We start from the raw sequence: 22,721 nt of genomic DNA on the forward strand, positions 1-22,721 counted from the left end.
TTCTGGGAGCCGGAAACGTCAAGTCCGGTGCGTCGGCCGATCGCCCGAACGAGAACAGAACGATCGTGACCTCAACAGTCAGCCAGGTGGTGGAATTGGTACACGCCTATACCGTCGAGCGGTCGGTTCCGGTGATTCAGGATCGCCGCATCGTCGCCGTGTGCGAACGAGCGTCATGACGGTTCGGTAACACCCTGTGGCACTTCGGCTTCGGTGTCGTGGGCGTATCGGCGTTCGAGTTCGGCGCCCTCGATATCGAGGTCGGGGATGTAGCGGGCGAACCAGCGCGGGTGGTACCACATCCGGTTGCCGATCAGGGCCATGACCGCGGGTACCAGGGTCAGCCGGACGATGAAGGCATCGAACAGGACGCCGATCGCCAGGGTGAATGCCAGTGGTTTGACGATCGGATTATCGGTGGTGGTGAATGCGACGAACACCCCGAACATGATCAGCGCGGCGGCGGTGACGACGCGCGCGGAGTGCGCGACGCCGTTGTGCACCGAGGCGATCGCATCGGCCGTGCGGGTGTGTTCCTCCTTGATCCGCGAGACGACGAAGATCTGATAGTCGCTGGACAGGCCGAAGATGATGGCCAATGTGATGATCGGCAGGAAGCTCAGCGTCTGGGCCTTGGTGACATCGAAAAGACTTGCGCCCCAACCCCATTGGAATACCGCCACCTGTGCGCCGAGGGCCGCGAACACCGAGAGGATGAAGCCGACGATCGAGGACAGCGGGACGAGAATCGTGCGGAAGGCGATGGTGAGCAAGAGCAGCGCCAGACCCACGACGACCGCGAGGAAGATGGGCAGCGCCCCGGCCAGCCGCTTCGAGGTGTCGATATTGGCCGCCGTGGTACCGCCGACCAGATACGTTGCACCGGTACCGCTTTCGATGCGATGACGGTCCTCGCGCAACCGGTTCACCAGATCGGTCGTCGCGGAGTCGTTGGGGCCGGTTGTGGGAATGACCTGGATCAGCATCAATCCGTTTCCGGAGGCCGCGGGCTGTACCGCGGCGACATCGGGTTCCTGCTGCAGTCGACCGATCAGTGTTTGTGCGGCGTCCGGGGCGGTGGCCTTGGACAGGTCGGTGACCACCAGCAGGGGTCCGTTGAAACCGGGTCCGAAGGAGCGGCTGACCAGGTCGTAGGCCTTGCGGGCGGTGCTCTTCTCCGGCTGGGTGGCGCCGCTGGGCAGCCCGAGGTCCATGCGAGTGGCCGGAATGGCCGCGACGACGAGAATCGCGATGCCGAGGACCAGCACCGGAATTCGGAATCGGGTGACGAAACGTCCCCACGCGTGCCCGGCCGTGCGCTCGGGCTCATAGGCGGCGATGCGCGCCACCTCCTCCGGCTTGCCCGGATGCAGCGGCGGTGAGATGAACTTGGCGACGGTGTCACCGGCGAAACCCAGCAGCGCGGGCAGCAGCGTCAATGCGACGAGCATGGCCACCAGCACCGCGCCCGCGGCCGTCAGACCCATGACGGTGAGGAACGGGATGCCCGCCACCGTCAGTCCGCACAGCGCGATGATGACCGTTATCGCCGCGAAGACCACCGAACTGCCCGCTGTCCCGACCGCAAGCGGAATCGCCTCCGCCGCAGCCATTCCCAGCACGATTTGGTGCCGATGCCGCGACAGGATGAACAGCGCGTAATCGATGCCACAGGACAGACCGAGCATCAGGGCCAGCGATGTCGCGGCCGAGGGCACGTCGACGAAGGCGGCCACTCCCAGAATCCCGGTGAGCCCGATACCGACACCCACCAACGCCGTAATGATGGGCAGCCCCGCGGCGACCACCGCGCCGAAGGTGATCAGCAGGATGACCAGTGCCGCGACGATGCCGAGAAGCTCTGGGGTGTGCGGGATCTCGGCCGTGAAGCCCGGGTACACCGCACCGGAGAACTGCACATCGAGACCGGCCTCGCGCGCGGGGGCCGCGATGCGGTCCACCCCGTCGAGGGTGTCCGCGCCGACCTCACCGGCCGACACCGAGAATTGCACGGTGCCCAGTGCCACCCGCTGATCCGGTGACACCGCCTTGGCCTGGAACGGGTCGACGACCACTGCGACCTGCGGGAGTCCCTTGAACCCGGTCATCGTCTGTTCGATCTCGGTCCGCACCTGCTGGTCGGTCACCTTGGCCAGACCGGGCGTAGCGAACACGACTTGCATCTGTGCACCACTGAACGTCGGCATCCGCTGCTTCAGCAATGACACGGCATCCTGTGATTCGGTACCGGGGACCGTGAAATTGTCGTTCGTCTTCCCACCGGTTCCCGCGGCGAAACAGATCGCGCCCACCAGTAGCACGATCCACACCGCCAGCACCCACCAGCGGCGACGCGCCACCACCTGACCAAGGGCGAACAGATACCGAGACACGCGGGTCCTCTCCTCGACACACCAACCGACACATCAGCGAAGCGAGCACGCACTACGCCGGTACGATAACACAGCAGATGATGATTTCCTCATAAACGTAGAAATGGTCAGCAATACCGGTTCAACAGTCGAATTTGACCGAAACTATCACACATGATGAAATCATCACCCGATCGGATCGGTGCACCCGCCACCGATCCGATCACGCGCCGTCGTCGTCGCATCGAATTCACCATCGAGCACATGGGCGCACAAAGGGGAACACTGTGGGGCGTAGGGAAACACGCAAGCATCTCCCGATCGACGATTCGTTCTGGGTTTGGCTCGATTCACCCGAGACGCCGATGCACGTCGCGGCACTGGCGATCTTCGAGCCGAACGATGACCCGGCGGTAGCGCAACGAGTAGTGGCGGGCTTCCGGAAGCGAACCGATGTCGATCCGCGCTTCCGGTCGGTGATCCGCATGCGCCGGTTCCCGCGGCGCGCCCGGCGCGAACCGGCCGACGATATCGATGTCGACCGCCACCTGCGACACCACGCACTATCCGGGTCCGATGGCGAAACCGAACTGGCACAACTCATTTCAGGCTTGCAGTCGAATCGAATCGATATGCGACGGCCGCCATGGGAGGTCCATGTCATCGAAGGACTGCCCGGCAACCGATTCGCCGTCTACCTCAAGGCCCATCACGCATTGATCAATGGGGTCGACGCGGTCCGCCTGCTCGGCCGGTCGCTGACAACCGATGCCGACGCGACCGCGCTGACCCCGGTATGGACCATCGGCCGTCCGCGACCACAGCCGACCACCAGCGACGGCCGGGCACGGGCAGCACGGCCCATTCGGGCGAAAGTGCTGTTCGCCGCTTTGCGTGCAGTCGGCACGCTCTTCTGTGCGCGTCCGACGAACTCGGCACTGACCAGCCCCTTTGCCGCACCGCGATCCCCACTCAATGTCGGCGTCGGTCCGCGCCGGGAAGTCTGCACCGCTTCGATCGACCTGGGCACGATCGAGGATCTCTCGAAGGCCAGCGGAACGAGCCGCAATGACATCGTGTTGACCGCCTGCTCCACCGCACTGCGCCGATACCTGCTCGATATCGATGGGCTACCCGATAAGCCGCTGATAGCAGGCTGCCCGGTCTCGATCGCGGCACCGGACGGCTCGTCGGCGGACAGCTCGATTGGCATCATGTTCGCCGACCTGGCCACCGACCGAGCCGATCCCGGCGCTCGACTGCTGAGGATCTCGCGCTCCACGACGGCGGCGAAGCAGCATCAGGCCGCCCTGCCGCATCCGGCCCTGGTCCCCTATGCGGTACTCGCCATGGCACCGCACACCATCCGGCAGGTCGTCTCCGGCGCCGTCGACCGCTCGGCGCCGATGTTCAACCTGATCATCTCGAATGTGCCGGGACCATCTGAGCCCCGCTATCTCGCCGGGGCACGCATGGTCGGGCTCTACCCGCTGTCGCTGCTGTTCAAGGGCGATGCACTCAATATCACCGCGGTGTCGTACGCCGGTCGGCTGAACCTCGGCTTCACCGCATGCCCCACGGCCCTTCCCCGAGTCCAGCTTCTGACCCGCTACGTCGAAGAGGCGTTCGAGGAACTCGAGATCCGCCATGCCGCTGCGGTTGCGGACCTACCCAGCTCCGCGTGACCGTCGCGTCGAAGAGCTCATAACCCGTTCCCGCCTCCGCTGGCGCCGCGGCGCTGTACACCAGCGCCGCGGTCCCAGGAACTGTGGTCTCAGGTGATGGACCAGTCCCGGCGCAGCGACTCCTGGACACGCTGGTCTCGATCAACATGAGCGCGGTCGATCGGCGATGACACGTCAGAAGGCGGCTTCGTCCAGCCGCATCAGGTCGATGTCGAGATCGGCGATCACGCTGCGGTCCGCGCTCAGTCGCGGCAGTACATTCGCCGCGAAAAACGATGCGACGGCCACCTTGCCCTGATAGAACGCCGTATCCGCGCTACCGGAGTCCATTGCCGCCAGGGCTGTTTCAGCACCGACCAGCAGGCGCCACGCGATCAGCAGGTCGCCGACCGCGAGCAGGAATCGCACCGAACCCAGACCGATCTTGTAGAGCTCGGTGGGCTGCTGCTGCGCGGCGAACAGCGATTGCGTGAGGCTGGCGACCATGGACTGTACGTCCTCGAGTGCCGTCGCGAGCAGTGCCTTCTCGGCCTTCATGCGACCATTGCCCGCGTCGGCATCGATTGTCTGCTGAATCTGTGCGCACAGGTGAGTGAGGGCGACGCCTTGGTCGCGGGCGATCTTACGGAAGAAGAAGTCCTGCGCCTGAATTGCCGTTGTGCCCTCGTAGAGAGAGTCGATCTTGGAGTCGCGGATGTATTGCTCGAGCGGGTAGTCCTGCAGGTATCCGGATCCGCCCAATGTCTGCAGCGACTCGGTGAGCATCTCGTAGGCTCGCTCGGACCCGACACCCTTCACGATCGGAAGCAGCAGATCGTTCACTCGTGCTGCCAGATCCGCGTCGGAGCCGGACACCGCTCGAGCCACTTCGAGGTCTTGGTGCGCCGCGGTGTAGAGGTAGACCGCACGCAGGCCTTCCGCATAGGCCTTCTGCATCATCAGGCTGCGTCGCACGTCCGGGTGGTGGGTGATGGTGACGCGCGCAGCATTCTTATCGGCCATCGCCGCCAGGTCCGCACCTTGGACCCGCTGCTTGGCATAGTCCAGGGCATTGAGATATCCACTCGACAGCGTCGCGATGGCTTTGGTGCCCACCATCATGCGGGCCTCCTCGATCACCTTGAACATCTGCGCAATACCGTTGTGCACACCGCCCACCAGCCAGCCCTTGGCCGCGGTCCCATTGGCTCCAAAGGTGAGTTCACAAGTCGCGGAGGCTTTCAGGCCCATCTTGTGCTCGACGTTCGTCACGAAGACGCCGTTGCGTTCACCCCGCTCGCCGGTCTGCGGATCGAACAGGTACTTGGGCACCAGGAACAGACTCAAGCCCTTGGTCCCCGGTCCCGCACCTTCGGGACGGGCCAGCACCTGGTGGATGATGTTGTCGAACAGGTCGTCGGAATCGGCGGATGTGATGAACCGCTTCACACCCTCGATATGCCACGAGCCGTCGGCTTGCTGGATGGCCCTGGTGCGGCCCGATCCGACATCCGAGCCGGCATCCGGCTCGGTGAGCACCATCGTGGCTCCCCAGTTCAGATCGACCGCCATCGATGCCCAGTGCTTCTGCTGATCGTCTCCGATCGCGTTGACGATATGCGCCATCGTCGGGCCCGACAGGTACATGTAGGCGGCGGGTTGGGCACCGAGCACGAACTCGTTGATCGCCCATTTCAGCACCGACGGCGCCTGCACCCCGCCGATGGCTTCATCGAGTCCGACCCGAAACCACTCGCCATCGCGCCACGCGCGAATCGACTGCTTCAGCGAATCCGGCAGCCGCACAGAGTGTGTCGCCGAATCGAAGGTCGGCGGATTGCGGTCGGCATCGGCGAATGATTCCGCCAGCGGACCCTCGGCCTGCCGTGCCGCCTCGGCCAACATCGATCGGACGGTGTCGCCGTCCAGGTCGCCGAAGTCGCCCGTCCCCAGGATCGTGTCCAACCCGAGCACCTCGAACAGGTTGAACTCCAGATCACGCACATTGCTCTTGTAGTGCCCCACCAGGTGCCCTTTCCACTCCGTAAGTCGCCAACAGCTCCGTCGAGTCCGATGTGAACCGAGGGAACCGGGCACGCTCCACCGAGGGATAAGTTATCGGCGACTAAACGATCGTGCAAGGCGAGGCTGAACACATTCCCGGCGTGATCGGCATAGAAGTTAACGCCTACTAAGCTGCTGATCGATGCCGGACGAAGCGTCGGCGAACACAACACGATCTCCGACCTCGACCAGGACAGTGGCCAGGTCATTTCTGCCGGTCAGACGCGGGTTGCGGACGGCATCGATCACGATGCAGGTCATTGCCTGGATCTGTACCCGCGCCGCGTCCGCCGACATGTCGGGCCGCACGACCTGCAGCATCCGCACCCACTCCGCGATGCCGCCGCGGTGCGCGCGCCGGTATCTGCTCGCCTGCTCGCGAGGAAGATGGCCGACCTCGCTGAGCGTGGTCCCGAGCAGGTCCGGCTCGCGGATGGCGAATCGCACGAAATACCGCAGCAGGCCGCGCAGCGCGTCACTCGGGGTATCCGCTTCCGCCATCGCACGCGACGTATAGAGGCGAATCCACTGTTCATTGCGATCGACGATCTCGTTCAGCAGATCTACTTTGCTGGCGAAGTGGTGATACAGAGCCGGACCCGAGACCCCGACCGCGGCGCCGATGTCCTCGATTCCGACTGCCCCATAGCCGTAGGTGTTGAACAGTCGTGCCGCAGCGCTGATCATCCGCTCGGTGCGCAGCGTTGGGTCGACAGGGTCGGCAACGGTCCGACGATCCCGCCGTGGTCCGCCGGGAATGGCAGTCACCTGGTCGCCGACTGCCGGAAACTCCGCGCCGACGACCGCACCGACGATGGTGTCCAGCACTCGCACGAAGGTCGTTTCCGGAAGCTGCACCCGGTGATAGGAGGGGCTCACTGCGACCGATAGCACGCACCACCCCAGAAACTCGATATCGTCGGCGCCCAGATCTGGTCGGCGGTCCCGGATCGCCGTACGCAGGAAGCCGTTCAGCCGCACCACTCGGGCCAGCACCGCGATCCGATCCGCGGCAGCCAGATTGCGCACCTCGAGCTGCCACAGCCTCGGCAGCCCCCGCAGCTCCAAACATGCCGTTGTCAACGCGCTGAGCACCGCATCCGACCCGGTGACCTGCGCCATCGCCAACCGGGACAGCACCGATTCGAGCCCGGACAGCAAGGACTGGCCCAGCAACTCCTGCTTGCCGCGAAAATGGCGGTACAGCGCCGCCGAAGAAATCCCGACCTCAGCGGCGACATCGGCCATCGAGGTCGCGTGGTAGCCATTCCGCGCGAACGCAGCGGTCGCCGCCCGCAGTATCGATTCGCGCCTATCCGCGGGTCGCCGCCGCACTGATCCCACTTCGCCGCGCCTCACATCACCGTCCATCGCGTCCAGTGTCCAGCACCGCTCGAACCTCCGAGCGAGCGCGCCCGGATAGCGTGGCGCAACTGTTCGACGAGTATCCGGGTGACCGGTCAGAACGGTCCTTTTAGCCGAGCAGCATGTGCCCCTCGGTCAGGAAGAACGACGACCGGGGCAGGTCGATGAAGTTCGTCTCGTCCTCGGTGAGCAGTTGGTTGGCCTGGATTCCGGCGGGGGTGGCGAGCGCGGCGATCATCGCCTGTTCCGAGGGGAACCAGACTTCGACGATGCCGTCGAAGGGTTCGCCGCTGCCACGCACGGTGGTGAGGATGAGGTTCTGGGCGGAATCCGTTGTGCGGCTCTGGACGTAGCGGTAGCCACCGACCACCTTGATCTGCTCGACGGCAAACGGCCCGTGGTGGTTCAGCCAGTAGTCGGAGAACTGGGCGGGCGACAGGTCCGTGCAGAATCGCGGGCAGATCGCGGGACAGCACACCTGCGGTCCCGTCCACCGCGGTCGCGACACCGACTTTCGCCGTCTCGCGTTTGCAAATCCTGCGGCATTGAGCCCGTAAATCCTTGCGACACAGCGGTTCTCGAATGATACGCCGCAGCAACCGGCATGCTCGCTATGATCGAGTAGTCGGGGCCGATGTTCTGCCTCGTGAGGTGATCGTATGGTTTGCTACCTCCGCAGCCGGTGCGAAGCCGAGCGGCGAATCCCGCCGATGCCGTATCACCGGAATTCGGCATGGTGAGGTGATCGGCCATGCCGGAATTCGACCCCACCGCAACCCAGCGTGACCTGCAGCTCGGTCTCGCTGCCGAACTGGCCGCGGCCGGATTCTTCGACGCGGAGGAGATCGGTCGCGGTGGATTCGGTGTCGTCTACCGCTGCTTCGAACGATCGCTGGACCGCGCCGTCGCGGTCAAGGTCCTCACCTCGGAATTCCGCGGCGAGGACCGGGAACGGTTCATCCGCGAACAGCATGCGCTGGGTCGACTGTCCGGGCACCCGAACATCGTGCAGATCCTGCAGGCCGATATCACCGCCACCGGTCGGCCTTATATCGTCATGCCGTTCCACTCCCGAGGTTCGCTGGAGAACCGGTTGCGCACGACCGGACCGATACCGTGGGACGAGGTGCTGTCCATCGGTGAACGCATCGCCGGGGCGCTGGCCGCCGCACATGCCGACGGAACCATCCACCGCGATGTGAAACCCGCCAATATCCTGATCACCGACTACGACGAAGCACAACTGGCCGACTTCGGCATCGCCCGCATCGGCGGCGGCTTCGAAACGACGACCGGACACATCGCCGGCACACCGGCATTCACCGCACCCGAGGTGCTCGGTGGTGCGCAGCCGAGCCCCGCCTCCGATATCTATAGTCTCGGCGCGACGCTGTTCTGCCTGTTGACCGGGCACGCGGCCTTCGAACGCCGATCCGGCGAGAGCGTTATGGCGCAATTCGTGCGCATGGCGACCGAGCCGATCCCGGACCTGCGCGGCACATCGATTCCGGCCGATGCCGTCGTCGCCGTGGAAGCGGCCATGGCGATCGATCCGACGGCACGCCCGGAATCCGCTGCCGGTTACCAGCATCTATTACGGGACGCACTGCGCAACCACAGTCCGGCCGTCGGTCCCGCCCGCGCGGTCCGCGCCGAACCGGCCGCGCCGCAATATGTTCCACCCCAGCCGGCAGGGCCCGCGGTCCCACCGGCCGCGCTGACCAAATTCCGGCCACCGACACCGCCGCGCGCGCTCGTGGACCGTTCCCGGTTGCTGGGCCTACTGCGCGAAGGCCAGCAGCGTCGGCTCACGGTGATCCACGCACCGGCCGGATTCGGAAAGAGCACCTTGGCCGCTCAATGGGCGAGCACCCTGGAATCCGAGGGGGTTCAGGTAGCTTGGCTCACCATCGATGGCGATGACAACAATGCCGTCTGGTTTCTGGCGCATCTGGTCGAGGCGATCCGCCGGACCCGACCGGCACTCGGCCGCGAACTGAACCAGATCCTGGAGGAACGCGCGACCGACGCCACCCGCTATGTGATCACCACGCTGATCAATGAAATCCACTCCAGCGGGGAAACATTCGCGGTGGTCATCGATGACTGGCACAAGGTCACCAATCGCAGCGCGCTCGCGGCGATGGAATTCCTGCTCGACAATGCCAGCCACCATCTGCGCCTCATCGTCACCAGCCGCAGCACCGCCGGACTCCCGATCAGCCGGATGCGCGTGCGCGACGAACTCGTCGAAATCGATTCCGAAGATCTGCGATTCGACGATGCGGAGACCAGTTCATTCCTCCTCGATGTCAATCAGCTGCCACTGACCGCGCGCGATATCACGCAGCTGCGGGAATCGACCGAGGGCTGGGCGGCCGCGCTGCAACTCGCGTCGATGTCATTGCGCGGCAAGGACAATCCCGCCGAATACATCGGACGGCTGTCCGGGCACAGCTACGCCATCAGCGAATACGTCGCGGCGAATGTACTGGACACACTGGACCCCGCCCTGCTCGAGTTCCTGCTGTCGATCTCGGTGACCGACACCATCTGCGGCGACCTCGCCAACACACTCGCCGACGTGAGGTATGGACAGGAAATGCTCGAGGAGGCCGAGCATCTGGACCTGTTCCTGCGTCGCGTCGATGACGACTCCGAATGGTTCCGATTCGACCAACTCTTCGCGGATCTGATGCGGCACCGACTCGCTCGTCAGGACCCGACGCGGCTGCGCCGGCTGCACGCGGCCGCCTCGACCTGGTTCGCGGACCACAGGATGTTGCACGAAGCCGTCGACCACGCCCTGGCCGCGGACGACGCCCCGGCAGCGGTGCACATCATCGAGGAACGCGGCTTGGAGCTGCTGGAACAGATGAAGATGGCGACACTGCTCGGGCTGATCGCGAAGCTGCCACCGGCCTGTGCACATACGGACCCGCGGCTGCAACTGCTGGTGGCCTGGGCCAATGTGGCGCTGCAACGCCTCCAGCCCGCCCGTATCGCACTGGATATGGCCGAGGCGATGCTGGATTCGGGCATGCGGGACGAGACCGATACCGCCGATATGCGGACCGAGGCTGCCCTGATCCGCGCCTCATCGGGATTGTTCGCCGACGACTTCGACGGCCTGCCGGAGCTGGTCCAGGAGCGCCTGCGGCAAGACGCTTCGGCGGGGCCGAGCGACTCGTTCTACGCCCTGATCGCCGCGAACGTCGCGTCCATGTGGGCGCTGTACAACTTCGACTTCGACGAGGCACGCCGGTGGCAGCAGTGGGCCGCGCCGTATCACCCGAAGCGCAAGGGCCCCTTCGGCATCGTATACGGCTACTGTCTGTCCGGTATGGCGGCGAGTGAACAGCTCGATATCGCGGCCGCCGAATCCGAGCTGCGCACGGGGCTCGCGATGGCGCAGACGATCGGAATGCACTCCTACAGCGCCCAGCTGGCTTCGGCTCTGCTCGGCGCGCTTCGATACGACGTCGGCGATATCGCCGAGGCAGAGGCGCTGCTCGACGAAAGTGCTTCGCTGGGAACGGAATTCACCCTCGTCGACTTCATGATGGCCACCTACGCCATCGGGGCGCGGGTCAAATCACTGCGCGGCGATATGGGCGTCGTCGAAGCCCGGCTGGCCGAGGGCGCCGAGATGGCGAAGAAGCTCACCCTGCCCCGGCTTGCCGCGCGGATCGTGAACGAACGCGTGCGCATCGGGCTGCCCATCGATCCACAGGACCGCGAGGAGCTGGTCCAGCTGCCGCCGTATCGCCGGCTGCCGAACACCGTGCACACACTCACCGCGGAATTCCAGCAGGACACCGCGATTCGGCTATTGCTCGGCGCGCACTCCCCCGCCGCGGCCGAGCAGGCCTGCACACGCGCCGAGGGTCTGGTGCGCGAAATCGCCTCCGATAACCGGCCCCGTGCCATTACGACAGCCGAACTCCTCTGGGCGGCAAGCCTTTCCGAGGCAGGACGGATGGACGAGGCGATCGCCGCCGCGGCCCCGGCACTCGCGCGCTGCGCCGAGCATGGCCTGATCCGCTTCGTGGCCGACGAGGGCCGGCCACTGCGCCGCATCCTGGAGGCCCTGTGCGCGGACCCCGAGTCGGCCCCCGATATTCCGCGTCCGTTCCTCCGGAAAGTCCTAACGGGGTATCGGGTAGAACGCCCCTGACCATGGAGCCGATCTCAGCGGCTCGAATGCCGCAATGTCACCCTCGGGAGTGAACGGCCGGGACCCGGTACGGTCACCGGCGAACGTCTAGCCGAAACGGTTCCGCATGCGCAGGCATCGGGCACTTGCCCGCTATGCGCAGCGCCTCGGTCGGACAGCCAGCGACCGATTCCTCGACCTCGGCGGTTGCCGTCCAAGGTCGATGTCCTGCAGCCGATCCTGTCCGACAGTGTGCTCAGATGAGGGCGGGCTCCACGCGCTCCGGCTCCGGGCGCTCCGGCTCCGGGTCGGGTAGCTCCGGGCCTCGATCACCAGGGGTCACCATGTCGCGGCGCCGTGGCCGTATCCACAACCACTGCAGTGCGCCGAGTCCGAGCAGGCCCGCCAGGGCCGTCGCGATGCCGATCTTCCAGCCCGGCGGCCGCCAGGTGACGACCAGTTCACCGCCCTGGGTTCCAGGCGGAATATCAATGGCGAGAAAGGTTTTCGCGACGGCCGCGATCGGTACGTCCCGGCCGTCGATGGTGGCTCGGTAGCCGGGCCAGGCCAGGCGGGCCAGTACGACCCGGCCGCCGTGCGCCGAGCTCACCTGGATGCGGCTCGTCACGCTGTCCTTCGAAATCGAAGTGGCGACAACGTCTTTCGCATCGGCGATGAGACCGTTGCGATTCGAGATCGGGCCATCGATCCGTTCGAGCACCCAGATGTAGCGCTCATGGCCGGGATAGTCGACCCAATGCCATCCCGGTGGCGCGGGCCGCTCGCGCGCGTCGGGATACTGCGCCCGTTGCAGCACGACGCGATCGACCTTCATCAGATCGACAATGGTTCGGCCGGTGGCGGATTCGAGGGCGAACGCACGATGGTAGGCATCGGGGCAGGTGCTGCCGTCCCAGCCCATGCACAGCATCGCGCTGAAGGTCGCATAGCCGATCGGCGTATAGGCATTGACGTAGTTCAGGCGCATGTTCTTGGCATAGTTGCCGAAGGCCAGCGAACCCCAGGCGCCGGTGCGGCTCTGGTCGGACGGCGGCACCAGTGCGCGATCCGCCAATTGCAGCGTGACACCGTCGAAATGCGGGAACGCCGCCTTCATCTGGGAGCGCCGCTGCGGGAAGTGATAGGACATCGGCGTCGGCGATTGCGCGCGCACCTGGTCATAGGCGATCGGGAACATCGCAACGATCGCCAGCACACACGCCACTGCCGCACCCCGGGTCCGGGCCAACCACACGAACGCCACCACCAGAGCCACGACCACTGCGACCGCGACCAGATGCCGGATGACCAAATGCGGTGCCGCGGAGAATGTTCGGACGAAGAGCAATCCGAGCAGCACCGCGGCCGCGACGCCGCGACGCCGCCGATCGTCGAATGTGCCATAACGGCTGAGCAGGACGCATACCAGCACCAGCAGCGCCACCGCGAGCATCGGCAGCACGCGGGCGGGCCAGCGCAGCGGCCCGATCCGCCCCGGCCCCGCCGTCCACATCAGCACCGCCGTCGCGAACAGCGCCGGGCCGGTGAACTCCCGTGCCGATTCCCGGACCCGTCGCCAATCGATGAAGGCCAGCAGCGGAATCACGAACCAGGCGATGTAAACCATCGGCAGCGGCTGAACGTAACCCCACCAGCCGGTGAATGCCGGGACGGTACTCGGCAGGCTCGCATTCAATGATTCCGACCATGGCACGTCCAGGAACGGATCGTTGAGAATGCGTTCGTTGCCGCGCCAGGTCACCGGCGAGGACAGCATGCCGGGCAGATAGGTCTCCAGACCAGCCAGCCCGGCACAGGCGGCGACGGCGAGCAGTCGCAGCGATGGCCGCCAGATGCGCTGATAGACGATCTCCCCGATGGCGACCGCGACGATCATCAATGCGGATTCGACCGCGGGAAAGACATATTGGACCGAAATCGCCAGATACAGGAAGACGAAAGTGGCGATCGGCCCGTTGCGCCCGCGGGTATAGCGCACCGCCGACGCCCACGCGTGCAGCATCCACGCGGTGCCGGTCAACGACGTCGCCCAACTGGCCTCGTCGAAGAACAGAAACCAGCCCGACAGCGGGAACGCGACCCCGGCCAGCGCCGCCCACCAGCCGCGGGCGCCGTAGCCGAGACAGATCCGGAACACCCCGAGCGCGGCAATGATCGAGAAGATCAGCTTGACCACCGTGACGTACAGCGCGAGGTTGTCCACCGAGGGGGCGATCAGATCGACGAGGAGTTGTGGCGGGTTGTACAGTCCCGCTTCTTCCAGCGAATAGTTGCCCGACATCCACTCCCACGGCACCAGCGCCGGGAACCGGCCCTCCCGCAGATGCCGCCCGAGCATCACCCACATCGGCCCGTACTGGGATTCGGTGTCATCGGTGTAGAAGTGGCGAGAGTTGGCCAGCAGCACCGACGCGTATCCCACGACCACGCCGAGCGCCGTCACCAGCCCCCACCTGAACACATTCCCGTTGGATTCGACCACCGCACCCGACGCCACGAGTCCGGGACACTACCAAATCCAAGCAGTCTGCAACAGTTGTCATCTACATGAATTCCCGCGAAACGCCCCGGGACCGCGATGCGAATGCGCGATTGTTTCGAGTGGACGGCAGGATGGAGGGATATCGGCACCGGCAGCCACGGAGGAAGTCATGACACGAAGGGATGCGGTGGCCGAGGAATCCGTCGACGAGATCACCGACGCCCTGCTGACCGCCTCACGACTGCTCGTCGCCATGTCGGCGCGGTCGATCGCCCACGTCGACGAGACGATCACCATCCCGCAATTCCGCACGCTGGTGATCCTGTCGACGCGCGGCCCGTCGAAGATCGCGACCCTGGCGGGGCAGCTGAATGTGCAGCCGTCCACCGCAACCCGGATGGTCGACCGCCTCGTCATCGCCGGACTGCTCGACCGCCAAACCAACCCGCACTCCCGGCGCGAACTGATCGTCGAACTGACCGACCGCGGCCGCGAAGTCGTCGCGGCGGTCATTGCCCGCCGCCGCCGCGAGATCGCCGCCGTCGTGGCGCGGATGCCCGCCGCCGACCGCTCCGGAATGCTCCGCGCCCTCACCGCCTTCAGCGCCGCCGGCGGAGAGGAACATTCCGGCATCATCGATGTCGAGGGATATCAGCTGTAGGTCGGTCCGTAGCCTAGTAATACGAGTTCGCGAACCCCACCGATCGCAGCGGAAACTCACTGGCCGACGCCTCAAGAATTGAATCCGACGTCAACTTCAATTATTCTCGGAGCAGTACCGGGGCTCGGTCCGCTCCGGACGGACACCCTGGTCGTCACGCATGAGCATGGAGGTTTCTGGCCGTGAAGAGCCGAGCGGTATACCTGGTCCGACTGACTGCTGAGGAGGACTGATGGAGGTAGGGAATGCGGTCGCGATCGTCACCGGCGCCGCTGGCGGCATCGGCGCGGCCATCGCGCAACGACTGCTCGAACACGGCGCCCGGGTCCTGATCACCGACCGCGACGCCGATCGGCTCGCGGCGACCACACGCCGCCTGAGCGCCGACTTCGCGGGCGCGGTGTCCGGGCTGGCCGCTGACGCCGCGTCCGAATCCGATCTCCGCAAGCTCATCGGCACAGCCACCAGCGAATTCGGTCCGGTGGACATGTTCTTCGCCAATGCCGGTGTCGGCGGCGGCCCCGGACTCGACGCCAGCGACGCGCAGTGGGAGCAGGCGCTGCAGGTGAACGTCATGGCCCATGTGCGGGCGGCGCGGTTGCTCGTTCCCGACTGGCTCGAGCGCGGCGGCGGCTACTTCGTGAGCACCGCGTCGGCGGCGGGACTGCTCACCCAAATCGGTTCGGCCACCTACACGGTCTCCAAACACGGCGCGGTCGGATTCGCTGAATGGCTGGCGGTGACCTATGGGGACCGCGGGGTACGCGTCAGCTGCCTGTGCCCGATGGGGGTCGATACCGCCATGCTCACCGGACTGGGCGCCGACAGCGGATCCGTCGGCGACCTCGCCACCCGGGCCGTCACCGGAGCCGGGGCCGTGCTGCGTCCCCTCGACGTAGCCGATCGGGTGATCGCGGCGGTCGAGGCCGAACAGTTCCTCGTACTGCCGCATGCGGAGGTCCGAGAATTCCTGCACCGCAAGGTTTCCGATCACGATCGGTGGATCGCGGGCATGCAGCGCTACCGGAAGTCGCTGGCATGAGCGGGCGCATCGCGGTGCTGTTCGATTTCGGCGGGGTGCTCACCACGGCCGTACTCGCGGCCTTCGCCGATTTCGGCACGGAGCTGGGCGATTCGCGGCTGCCGCTGCGGCTGCTCACCGGTGATGCGGAAAGCAGTGCGCTGCTGGTGGATCACGAAGAGGGCCGCATCGGTCAGCGTGCGTTCGAGGAGGGGTTCGCGCGGCGACTGCGTGCGCACGGCGCCGATATCGATGCCGTTGGCCTGGTCGATCGCATCCAGTCCCGGCTGCATCCCGACCCGGCGATGATCCGGCTGGTCGCCGATGTCCGCGCGGCAGGCTATCGCGTTGGGCTGCTGTCGAATTCACTCGGCGACGACTGCTATGCGGGCTTCGACCTGCCGACCATGTTCGACGCGGTGACCATCTCCGCGGATATCGGCTTCCGCAAACCGTCCCGCCGGGCCTATCTCATCGGCTGCGAACGACTCGGCGTCGCACCGGAGCAGACCATCATGGTCGACGACCTCGAGCAGAACATCACCGCGGCCGAACTGCTCGGACTCGGCGGCATCGTGCACCGCGACGCCGAATCGACGGCCGCCCGGCTGTGGCCCACGCTGCAGCCGCGGGAACAAAACCTCAACTGACCCACCCACCTTGCGGCGCAGTCGCTTTCGACAGCTCGCACCGACGATCGGAGCCTCGATGGATCTGTTCACAACATCCGACCGCGCCCAGAAGTATCAGCGCGATCTGCTCGCCTTCATGGACGAATGCGTCTACCCCGCCGAGGCGGTGTACGAGAAGCAGATGGCCGCGGCCGGCGATCCGCACCACCATCCGCAGATCATCGAGGAACTCAAGGCCGAGGCCCGTGGCCGCGGCCTGTGGAACCTCTTCCACCCGCATCCCGAATGGGGTCCGGGCCTGACCAACCTGGAGTACGCCCCGCTGGCCGAGATCATGGGCCGCAGCCCGCATCTGGCGCCGGAGGCGTGCAACTGCTCCGCCCCCGATACCGGCAATATGGAGGTGTTCACCCTCTTCGGCACCCAGGAGCACCGGGAGCGCTGGCTGGAACCGCTGCTCGCGGGCACCATCCGCTCCGCGTTCGCCATGACCGAGCCTGCCGTGGCCAGCTCCGATGCCACCAATATCCAGCTGAGCATGGTGCGCGACGGCGACCACTACGTGCTCAACGGCCGCAAGTGGTTCGCCTCCAATGCCTTGCACAAGAACTGCAAGGTGCTGATCGTGATGGGCAAGACCGATCCGGACGGGCCCAAGCACCGCCAGCAGTCGATGATGGTGCTGCCCATCGACGCGCCCGGCGTCACGGTGATGCGCAATCTTCCGGTGTTCGGCTACGCCGACCGCGAGGGTCACGCCGAGATCGACTTCGCCGATGTGCGGGTCCCCGTCACCGATGTGCTGAAGGGCGAGGGCGAGGGTTTCGCCATCAGCCAGGCCCGGCTGGGTCCGGGCCGCATCCACCACTGCATGCGTGCCATCGGCATGGCCGAACGCGCGCTGGAACTGATGTGCGCCCGCGCCGAAACGCGAATCACGTTCGGGCAGAAGCTCAGTGAGCGCGCCAATATCCAGGACTGGATCGCCGAGGCCCGCATCGATATCGAACAGGCCCGGCTGCTGACCCTCAAGGCCGCCTGGATGATGGATACGGTGGGCAATAAGGCGGCCCGGACCGAGATCGCCGCGATCAAGATCGCCGCGCCGGAGATGGCGCTGCGGATCGTGGACCGGGCGATCCAGGTGCACGGCGGGGCCGGTGTCACCGATGACTTCCCACTCGCCAGCATGTACGCGCACCTGCGCACCCTGCGTCTCGCCGACGGACCGGACGAAGTCCACAAACGGGCCATCGCGCACGCCGAACTCGGTAAGTTCAGGGCCAGCGCGGCAGCCGGGGCCTAGGACGGATAGGAACGAATGCGGACAACCAACGAACTCATTCAGCCCAACGCGGACGCGACCGGCTTCGATATCGATGCGGCCGCGTTCGTGGACTGGGTGTCCTCGCTGGGTTCGGCCTGTACCGCACCGGTGCGGGCCGAACGGGTCGGCATCGGACAGTCCAATCTGACCTTCCTGATCACCGACGCCGACGGGCGACGTTGGGTATTGCGCCGTCCGCCGCTGGGCCACCTGCTGGCCTCCGCGCACGATGTCGCGCGCGAGGCCCGTGTCATCTCGGCTCTGGCACCCACCGATGTCCCGGTGCCGCGTGTGCACGATGTTCGATACGAGGGCGATATCGCGCTGGTGCTCATGGAATTCGTCGACGGGCTGGTCATCGAAGGGGTCGAGACCGCCGAACGACTCACCCCCGACCTTCGCCGCAGCGCGGGGCTGTCACTGGTGCGGACGCTGACCCGAATCCACGCCATCGATCTGGAAGCCACCGAGCTGATCGATCTGGCCAGTCATAAACCGTATGCGCAGCGACAGCTCAAACGGTGGTCAGCACAGTGGGAGAAGTCGAAAACACGGGACCTGCCGTTGGTGGACCGCCTCACCGAACGGCTCCGTGCCGCCGTGCCCGAACAGCGTGAACTCGCGCTCGTGCACGGTGATTACAACCTCCGCAATGTGATCACCACACCGGAGACCGGTGCGGTCGCCGCCGTACTCGACTGGGAGCTGTGCACCCTCGGCGATCCGCTGGCCGATGTCGGCAGTCTGCTCGCATACTGGCCCATGCCCGGCGAAGCGTCGATTCCGGGTACGGAAATGTGCACGCTCCCAGGGTTTCCGTCACGCAGTGACCTGGTCGAGGAGTATCTCGCGATCACCGGACGCGACCGGCGGGCACTCGGCTTCTGGCATGCGCTGGGTCTGTGGAAACTCGCGATCATCGCCGAAGGCGTGTTCCGCCGCGCCCTCGATGACCCCCGCAACCGTGCCATGGCGGGTACGCCGACTACCGATCTGATCGACGGACTGATCGAAACCGCCGATCGGGTCGCCACCGAAGCCGGATTCTGAGCCGATCCGGGCCTGTCCCCCTGCTCATATTGTCAGGGGGACAGGCAGGTTCGCATACTCGTTCAGTACTTCACGGCACGAGAACCGACAGCGCCTCGGCGACGCAGGCGGGCTTGTCGCCACCCTCGCGTTCGATGGTCACCCGGGCCGTCACCTGAAACCCCGCATTGGTCGGCTCGAGTTTCGCCAGCTCCACTCCCGCCCGCACCCGACTGCCGGAGGGCACCGGCGACGGGAAGCGAACCTTGTTGCAGCCGTAGTTGATACCCATCCTCAGCCCGTCGACGCGATACACCTGCGAGACCAGCAGCGGCAACAGCGACAGCGTCAAGTACCCGTGCGCGATGGTGGTGCCGAACGGCCCCTGCGCGGCCCGCTCCGGATCGACATGGATCCACTGGTGATCACCGGTCGCCGCGGCGAACAGGTCGATCTGCTCCTGGGTCACGGTGTGCCACTCGCTGTAGCCGAGATGGGTGCCGACGGCCTGCTCGAGCTCGCCGATTCCATTGAATACCTTCATATATTCGCACCCACCCTCAGACCGTCGGCGCGCCGGCGACGTAGAGCACCTGCCCGGTGACGTACGACGCGCCCTCGCTGACGAAGAACGACACCGTATGCGCGATATCCTCGGGCTTGCCGACGCGGCCCACCGGAATCCGCGCCACCAGTGTCTTGCTGAACTCCTCGAACGAAACACCCATGCGCTCGGCGGTCGCGGCGGTCATCTCGGTCTCGATGAAGCCCGGCGCGATGGCATTGACCGTCACCCCGAATTTGCCGAGTTCGATCGCGAGAGTCTTGGTGAATCCTTGCAATCCGGCCTTGGCCGCGGCGTAGTTGGCCTGGCCGCGGTTGCCGAGCGCGGAGGTGCTGGACAGATTGACGATGCGGCCCCAGCGCGCCTCGGTCATGTACTTCTGCACCGCGCGGCTCATCAGGAATGACCCGCGCAGGTGCACGTTCATGACCGTGTCCCAGTCGTCGACGGTCATCTTGTACAGCATGTTGTCGCGGATGATGCCCGCATTGTTCACCAGGACGGTCGGCGCGCCCAGTTCGGCGGCGACCCGTTCCACCGCCGCGGCGACCGCCTGCTCGTCGCCGACGTTCGCGCCCACCGCGAGCGCCCGGCCGCCGGCCGATTCGATCTCGGCGACAACGGCTTTGCCCGCCTCTTCCTCGAGATCCAGGACGGCGACGGCGAAGCCATCGGCCGCCAGCCGCCGTGCGGCGGCCGCGCCGATGCCGCGCGCGGCGCCAGTCACGATGGCAGTACGGGTTGTCTCACTGCTCATTACGGTTCTCCCTTGTCGAATGCGGTTGGCACCGTTAAGTTTCGAAAACTACGCGGCCGACGGTCTCGCCGCCTGCGAGGCGCTGCAGCCCGGCGGCCACATCATCGAACATCAGCCGCTCGCCGATCAGCGGTTTCACCAGCCGCGCCGAGCCGACGCCGGCTCAGCGAACTTCCTTCAACTGAAGAGCGTTGAACCACAGTTGATTCAGCGTTTTCACCAGCTTTTCGAAGGAGATCTTCTGCCCCTCGACGAATACGAAATAGGCCATGCGGCTCACCATGCTCGACAGCGCCTGCGAGGTGATCGCGGCATCCAGTTCGGCATCGACCAGACCGCGCTCCTGCAGATTCCGGATCATCTCCGCATTGCGCTCGACGAACGCCATCGCACGCTCGAATCGCAGCACCCGGAACTTCTCGTCGATCTTCGACACCTGCTCGAGCACGGCCATCAGCCGCGCATTGCGCCGATACGACTGCAGATATTCGCGATTGGCGGCGGCGATCAGCTCGCGCGGGTCATCAATGCCGACCCGCTCCCGAATGTGCGGGTGCAACATCTCCTCGCGCACCTGCTCGACGACCGCGGCGAAGATCTCTTCCTTGCTGTCGAAGTAGGTGTAGAACGATCCGGACGCGACCCCGGCCTCCTTGGAAATGTCACTGATCCTGGCATCGAGGAAGCCGTCCCGTTCGAACACCTCGCGCGCCGCGATCACCAGCGCGGTCCGGGTGCGCATGCCCCGCTTACTGCGCGGAGGCACTCGACCGGACTGGTCCTCGATGGCTTCCTGGGCGTTCACCGTCTCACTCGCTGTCGTCGGGCTCGCTGACGTGGTGGATCGTAACAGCGTGCGCCGCTCGCCCGACCCCGCGACGCCCTGCAAGCACGGGAGGTCGACCAGGAGCAACGCACCAAGTATTGAACCTGACGCCGAATTCAAGTAGCCTTCCGACGGCACTGACGTGGCCTGTGTCACATCAGAGCTCTCCCATCTCTGGATCGGGAGAAAGCCATGCTGCGAATCCGGCTGCCCCGACAGCATCGGATCAGCGGAAACGACCCGACAGGGAGACACCGTGACCAATGTCGCCGACCGCTTCTGGCAACATGCCACCGAACGCCCCGAGGCCACCGCGCTGGTGACCGCGCACGCCCACATCTCCTACGGCGAGCTGGCCCGCCGCAGCGCGGCGTATGGCGGCCAGCTCCGCGAAGCCGGTATCACCACCGGCGACCGGGTGCTGCTGGTGGCGCCCACCGTCGCCGAATTCGTCGTCGCGTATCTGGGCGCGCAGCTCATCGGCGCCATCGCCATCACCATGAACACCATGGCCACCGTGCCCGAAATCGGTTACGTACTGGACGATTCCGGCGCGCGGATGGCCATCGCATGGCACAGCGCGCGCGATGCCGCCCAGCAGGCGGCCACCGAACGGAATCTGCCCTTTCTGGTGCTCGAGCCCGGCGCGCACGCCGAGCCGAACAGTCCCGTGACCGAACCGGTGCACCGCAGCGCCGACGACACCGCGGTGCTGCTCTACACCTCGGGCACCACCGGCAAACCGAAGGGCGTCGAGCTCACCGTCGCCAATCTCACCGAGACCGCCCGAATCTTCACCGATCAGCTGCAGCTCGGCCCGGAGGATCGCTTCGGCACCGGGCTGCCGCTGTTCCATGTCTTCGGACAGGCGGTGTGCCTGGTGACCACGCTGCACGCGGGCGCATCCTTCGCCATGGTGACCCCGTTCGAACCGCGGGCCATGATCGAGATGATCCGCGATCAACGGCTCACCCACGTCTCCGGAGTTCCGACCATGTGGAATGCCATGCTGCACGCCACCGGTGACTACAGCGCAGCGGACTTCGCGAGCCTGCGGCTAGCAGCGTCCGGCGGCGCGTCACTGCCCGGTGAGGTGATCCGGGCATTCTCGGACCGCTTCGGCGCCACCATCCTCGAGGGCTACGGGCTCACCGAATCCACCGGTGCGGCCACGTACAACCCTGCGGATCGCGAACAGCGAGTCGGATCGGTGGGCGCCGCCCTGCCCGGGACATCGATCGAGGTTCGCGACCCCGACGGAAAGGTGGTGCCCGCCGACACCGTCGGCGAAATCTTCGTGCACGGCCCGAGCATCATGAAGGGCTACTGGAATCGGCCCGATGCCACCGCCGCCGAATTGCCCGACGGCTGGCTGAAGACCGGCGATCTGGGCCGCGTCGACGCCGAGGGCTATGTCTACATCGTCGACCGCGCAAAGGATCTCATCATTCGCGGTGGGTACAACGTGTACCCACGCGAGGTCGAGGAGGTGCTGTACCAGCATCCGGACATTGTCGAAGTGGCGGTGATCGGCATTGCGGACGACCGATACGGCGAGGAGGTCTGCGCGGTCGTGGCCGCCACACCCGGCGTCGAACTCGAACCCGAGCAACTGCGGTCCTGGGCCAAGGAGCGGCTGTCGGCCTACAAGGTGCCACACCGATTCGCCTTCACCGATCAGCTGCCCAAGGGCGCCACCGGCAAGATTCTCAAGCGCGCTATCGATGCGAACCTGTTCACAAACAAGGCATCCTGTTGACAGCAGGACCACCGCGACCG

The 22,721-nt window shown here is 65.7% G+C and carries 16 protein-coding genes; 8 read left to right on the forward strand and 8 right to left on the reverse strand.

Annotated features, from left to right (window positions below; all coding sequences use genetic code 11):
* Window positions 1-173 precede the first annotated feature (173 nt).
* Window positions 174-2,393, reverse strand: a complete 2,220-nt coding sequence (locus ACQP0C_RS30450) for an MMPL family transporter (RefSeq protein WP_433725466.1) — start codon at window positions 2,391-2,393, stop codon at window positions 174-176.
* Window positions 2,394-2,659: 266 nt separating this feature from the next.
* Between ACQP0C_RS30450 and ACQP0C_RS30455 the strand changes: the two genes are divergently transcribed.
* A complete protein-coding gene (locus tag ACQP0C_RS30455; RefSeq protein ID WP_433725468.1) occupies window positions 2,660-4,057 on the forward strand; it encodes a wax ester/triacylglycerol synthase family O-acyltransferase in 1,398 nt (465 codons plus the stop codon).
* A 174-nt stretch (window positions 4,058-4,231) separates the two neighbouring features.
* Here the strand turns inward: ACQP0C_RS30455 and ACQP0C_RS30460 are convergent, their stop codons facing one another.
* The 3 genes from ACQP0C_RS30460 to ACQP0C_RS30470 all read right to left on the reverse strand — a co-directional run bounded on the left by ACQP0C_RS30460 (window position 4,232) and on the right by ACQP0C_RS30470 (window position 7,973).
* Window positions 4,232-6,061 (reverse strand): acyl-CoA dehydrogenase, encoded by a 1,830-nt coding sequence (locus tag ACQP0C_RS30460; protein ID WP_433725470.1) that lies wholly within the window; start codon window positions 6,059-6,061, stop codon window positions 4,232-4,234.
* 156 nt (window positions 6,062-6,217) lie between these two features.
* Window positions 6,218-7,471 carry a TetR/AcrR family transcriptional regulator gene (locus tag ACQP0C_RS30465; RefSeq protein ID WP_433725472.1) on the reverse strand — a complete coding sequence of 418 codons (1,254 nt, stop codon included), beginning with the start codon at window positions 7,469-7,471 and terminating at the stop codon, window positions 6,218-6,220.
* Window positions 7,472-7,574: 103 nt separating this feature from the next.
* On the reverse strand, window positions 7,575-7,973 hold the full coding sequence (locus tag ACQP0C_RS30470; protein WP_433725473.1) for an EthD domain-containing protein: 399 nt from the start codon (window positions 7,971-7,973) through the stop codon (window positions 7,575-7,577).
* Between the two features lie 243 nt (window positions 7,974-8,216).
* On the opposite strand from ACQP0C_RS30470, the gene ACQP0C_RS30475 reads away from it, so the two are divergent.
* Entirely contained in the window at window positions 8,217-11,642 is a 3,426-nt protein-coding gene (locus ACQP0C_RS30475; protein WP_433725475.1) for a protein kinase domain-containing protein, read from the forward strand.
* A gap of 235 nt (window positions 11,643-11,877) precedes the next feature.
* Here the strand turns inward: ACQP0C_RS30475 and ACQP0C_RS30480 are convergent, their stop codons facing one another.
* A complete protein-coding gene (locus tag ACQP0C_RS30480; protein WP_433734709.1) occupies window positions 11,878-14,088 on the reverse strand; it encodes a hypothetical protein in 2,211 nt (736 codons plus the stop codon).
* Window positions 14,089-14,293: 205 nt separating this feature from the next.
* Between ACQP0C_RS30480 and ACQP0C_RS30485 the strand changes: the two genes are divergently transcribed.
* From ACQP0C_RS30485 to ACQP0C_RS30505, 5 genes are all read left to right on the forward strand, one after another.
* Window positions 14,294-14,785, forward strand: a complete 492-nt coding sequence (locus ACQP0C_RS30485; protein ID WP_433725477.1) for a MarR family winged helix-turn-helix transcriptional regulator — start codon at window positions 14,294-14,296, stop codon at window positions 14,783-14,785.
* A gap of 232 nt (window positions 14,786-15,017) precedes the next feature.
* Window positions 15,018-15,827 carry an SDR family oxidoreductase gene (locus ACQP0C_RS30490; protein WP_433725479.1) on the forward strand — a complete coding sequence of 270 codons (810 nt, stop codon included), beginning with the start codon at window positions 15,018-15,020 and terminating at the stop codon, window positions 15,825-15,827.
* On the forward strand, window positions 15,824-16,456 hold the full coding sequence (locus ACQP0C_RS30495) for an HAD family hydrolase (RefSeq protein WP_433725481.1): 633 nt from the start codon (window positions 15,824-15,826) through the stop codon (window positions 16,454-16,456). The genes ACQP0C_RS30490 and ACQP0C_RS30495 overlap by 4 nt, the downstream gene beginning before the upstream one ends.
* A gap of 58 nt (window positions 16,457-16,514) precedes the next feature.
* Complete coding sequence (locus tag ACQP0C_RS30500; protein ID WP_433725483.1) at window positions 16,515-17,744, forward strand: acyl-CoA dehydrogenase family protein; 1,230 nt, start codon at window positions 16,515-16,517, stop codon at window positions 17,742-17,744.
* Window positions 17,745-17,759: 15 nt separating this feature from the next.
* Window positions 17,760-18,815 carry a phosphotransferase family protein gene (locus ACQP0C_RS30505; protein WP_433725485.1) on the forward strand — a complete coding sequence of 352 codons (1,056 nt, stop codon included), beginning with the start codon at window positions 17,760-17,762 and terminating at the stop codon, window positions 18,813-18,815.
* 70 nt (window positions 18,816-18,885) lie between these two features.
* Here ACQP0C_RS30505 and ACQP0C_RS30510 read toward each other — a convergent pair whose 3' ends face one another.
* From ACQP0C_RS30510 to ACQP0C_RS30520, 3 genes are all read right to left on the reverse strand, one after another.
* On the reverse strand, window positions 18,886-19,338 hold the full coding sequence (locus ACQP0C_RS30510) for a MaoC family dehydratase (RefSeq protein ID WP_433725487.1): 453 nt from the start codon (window positions 19,336-19,338) through the stop codon (window positions 18,886-18,888).
* A 16-nt stretch (window positions 19,339-19,354) separates the two neighbouring features.
* A complete protein-coding gene (fabG, locus tag ACQP0C_RS30515) occupies window positions 19,355-20,116 on the reverse strand; it encodes a 3-oxoacyl-ACP reductase FabG (protein WP_433725489.1) in 762 nt (253 codons plus the stop codon).
* Between the two features lie 163 nt (window positions 20,117-20,279).
* On the reverse strand, window positions 20,280-20,921 hold the full coding sequence (locus ACQP0C_RS30520) for a TetR/AcrR family transcriptional regulator (protein ID WP_433725491.1): 642 nt from the start codon (window positions 20,919-20,921) through the stop codon (window positions 20,280-20,282).
* A gap of 277 nt (window positions 20,922-21,198) precedes the next feature.
* On the opposite strand from ACQP0C_RS30520, the gene ACQP0C_RS30525 reads away from it, so the two are divergent.
* Window positions 21,199-22,701 (forward strand): class I adenylate-forming enzyme family protein, encoded by a 1,503-nt coding sequence (locus tag ACQP0C_RS30525; RefSeq protein ID WP_433725493.1) that lies wholly within the window; start codon window positions 21,199-21,201, stop codon window positions 22,699-22,701.
* Window positions 22,702-22,721: the final 20 nt, after the last annotated feature.

The sequence above is a fragment of the Nocardia sp. CA-129566 genome (genome assembly GCF_050956075.1).
Lineage (GTDB): Bacteria > Actinomycetota > Actinomycetes > Mycobacteriales > Mycobacteriaceae > Nocardia.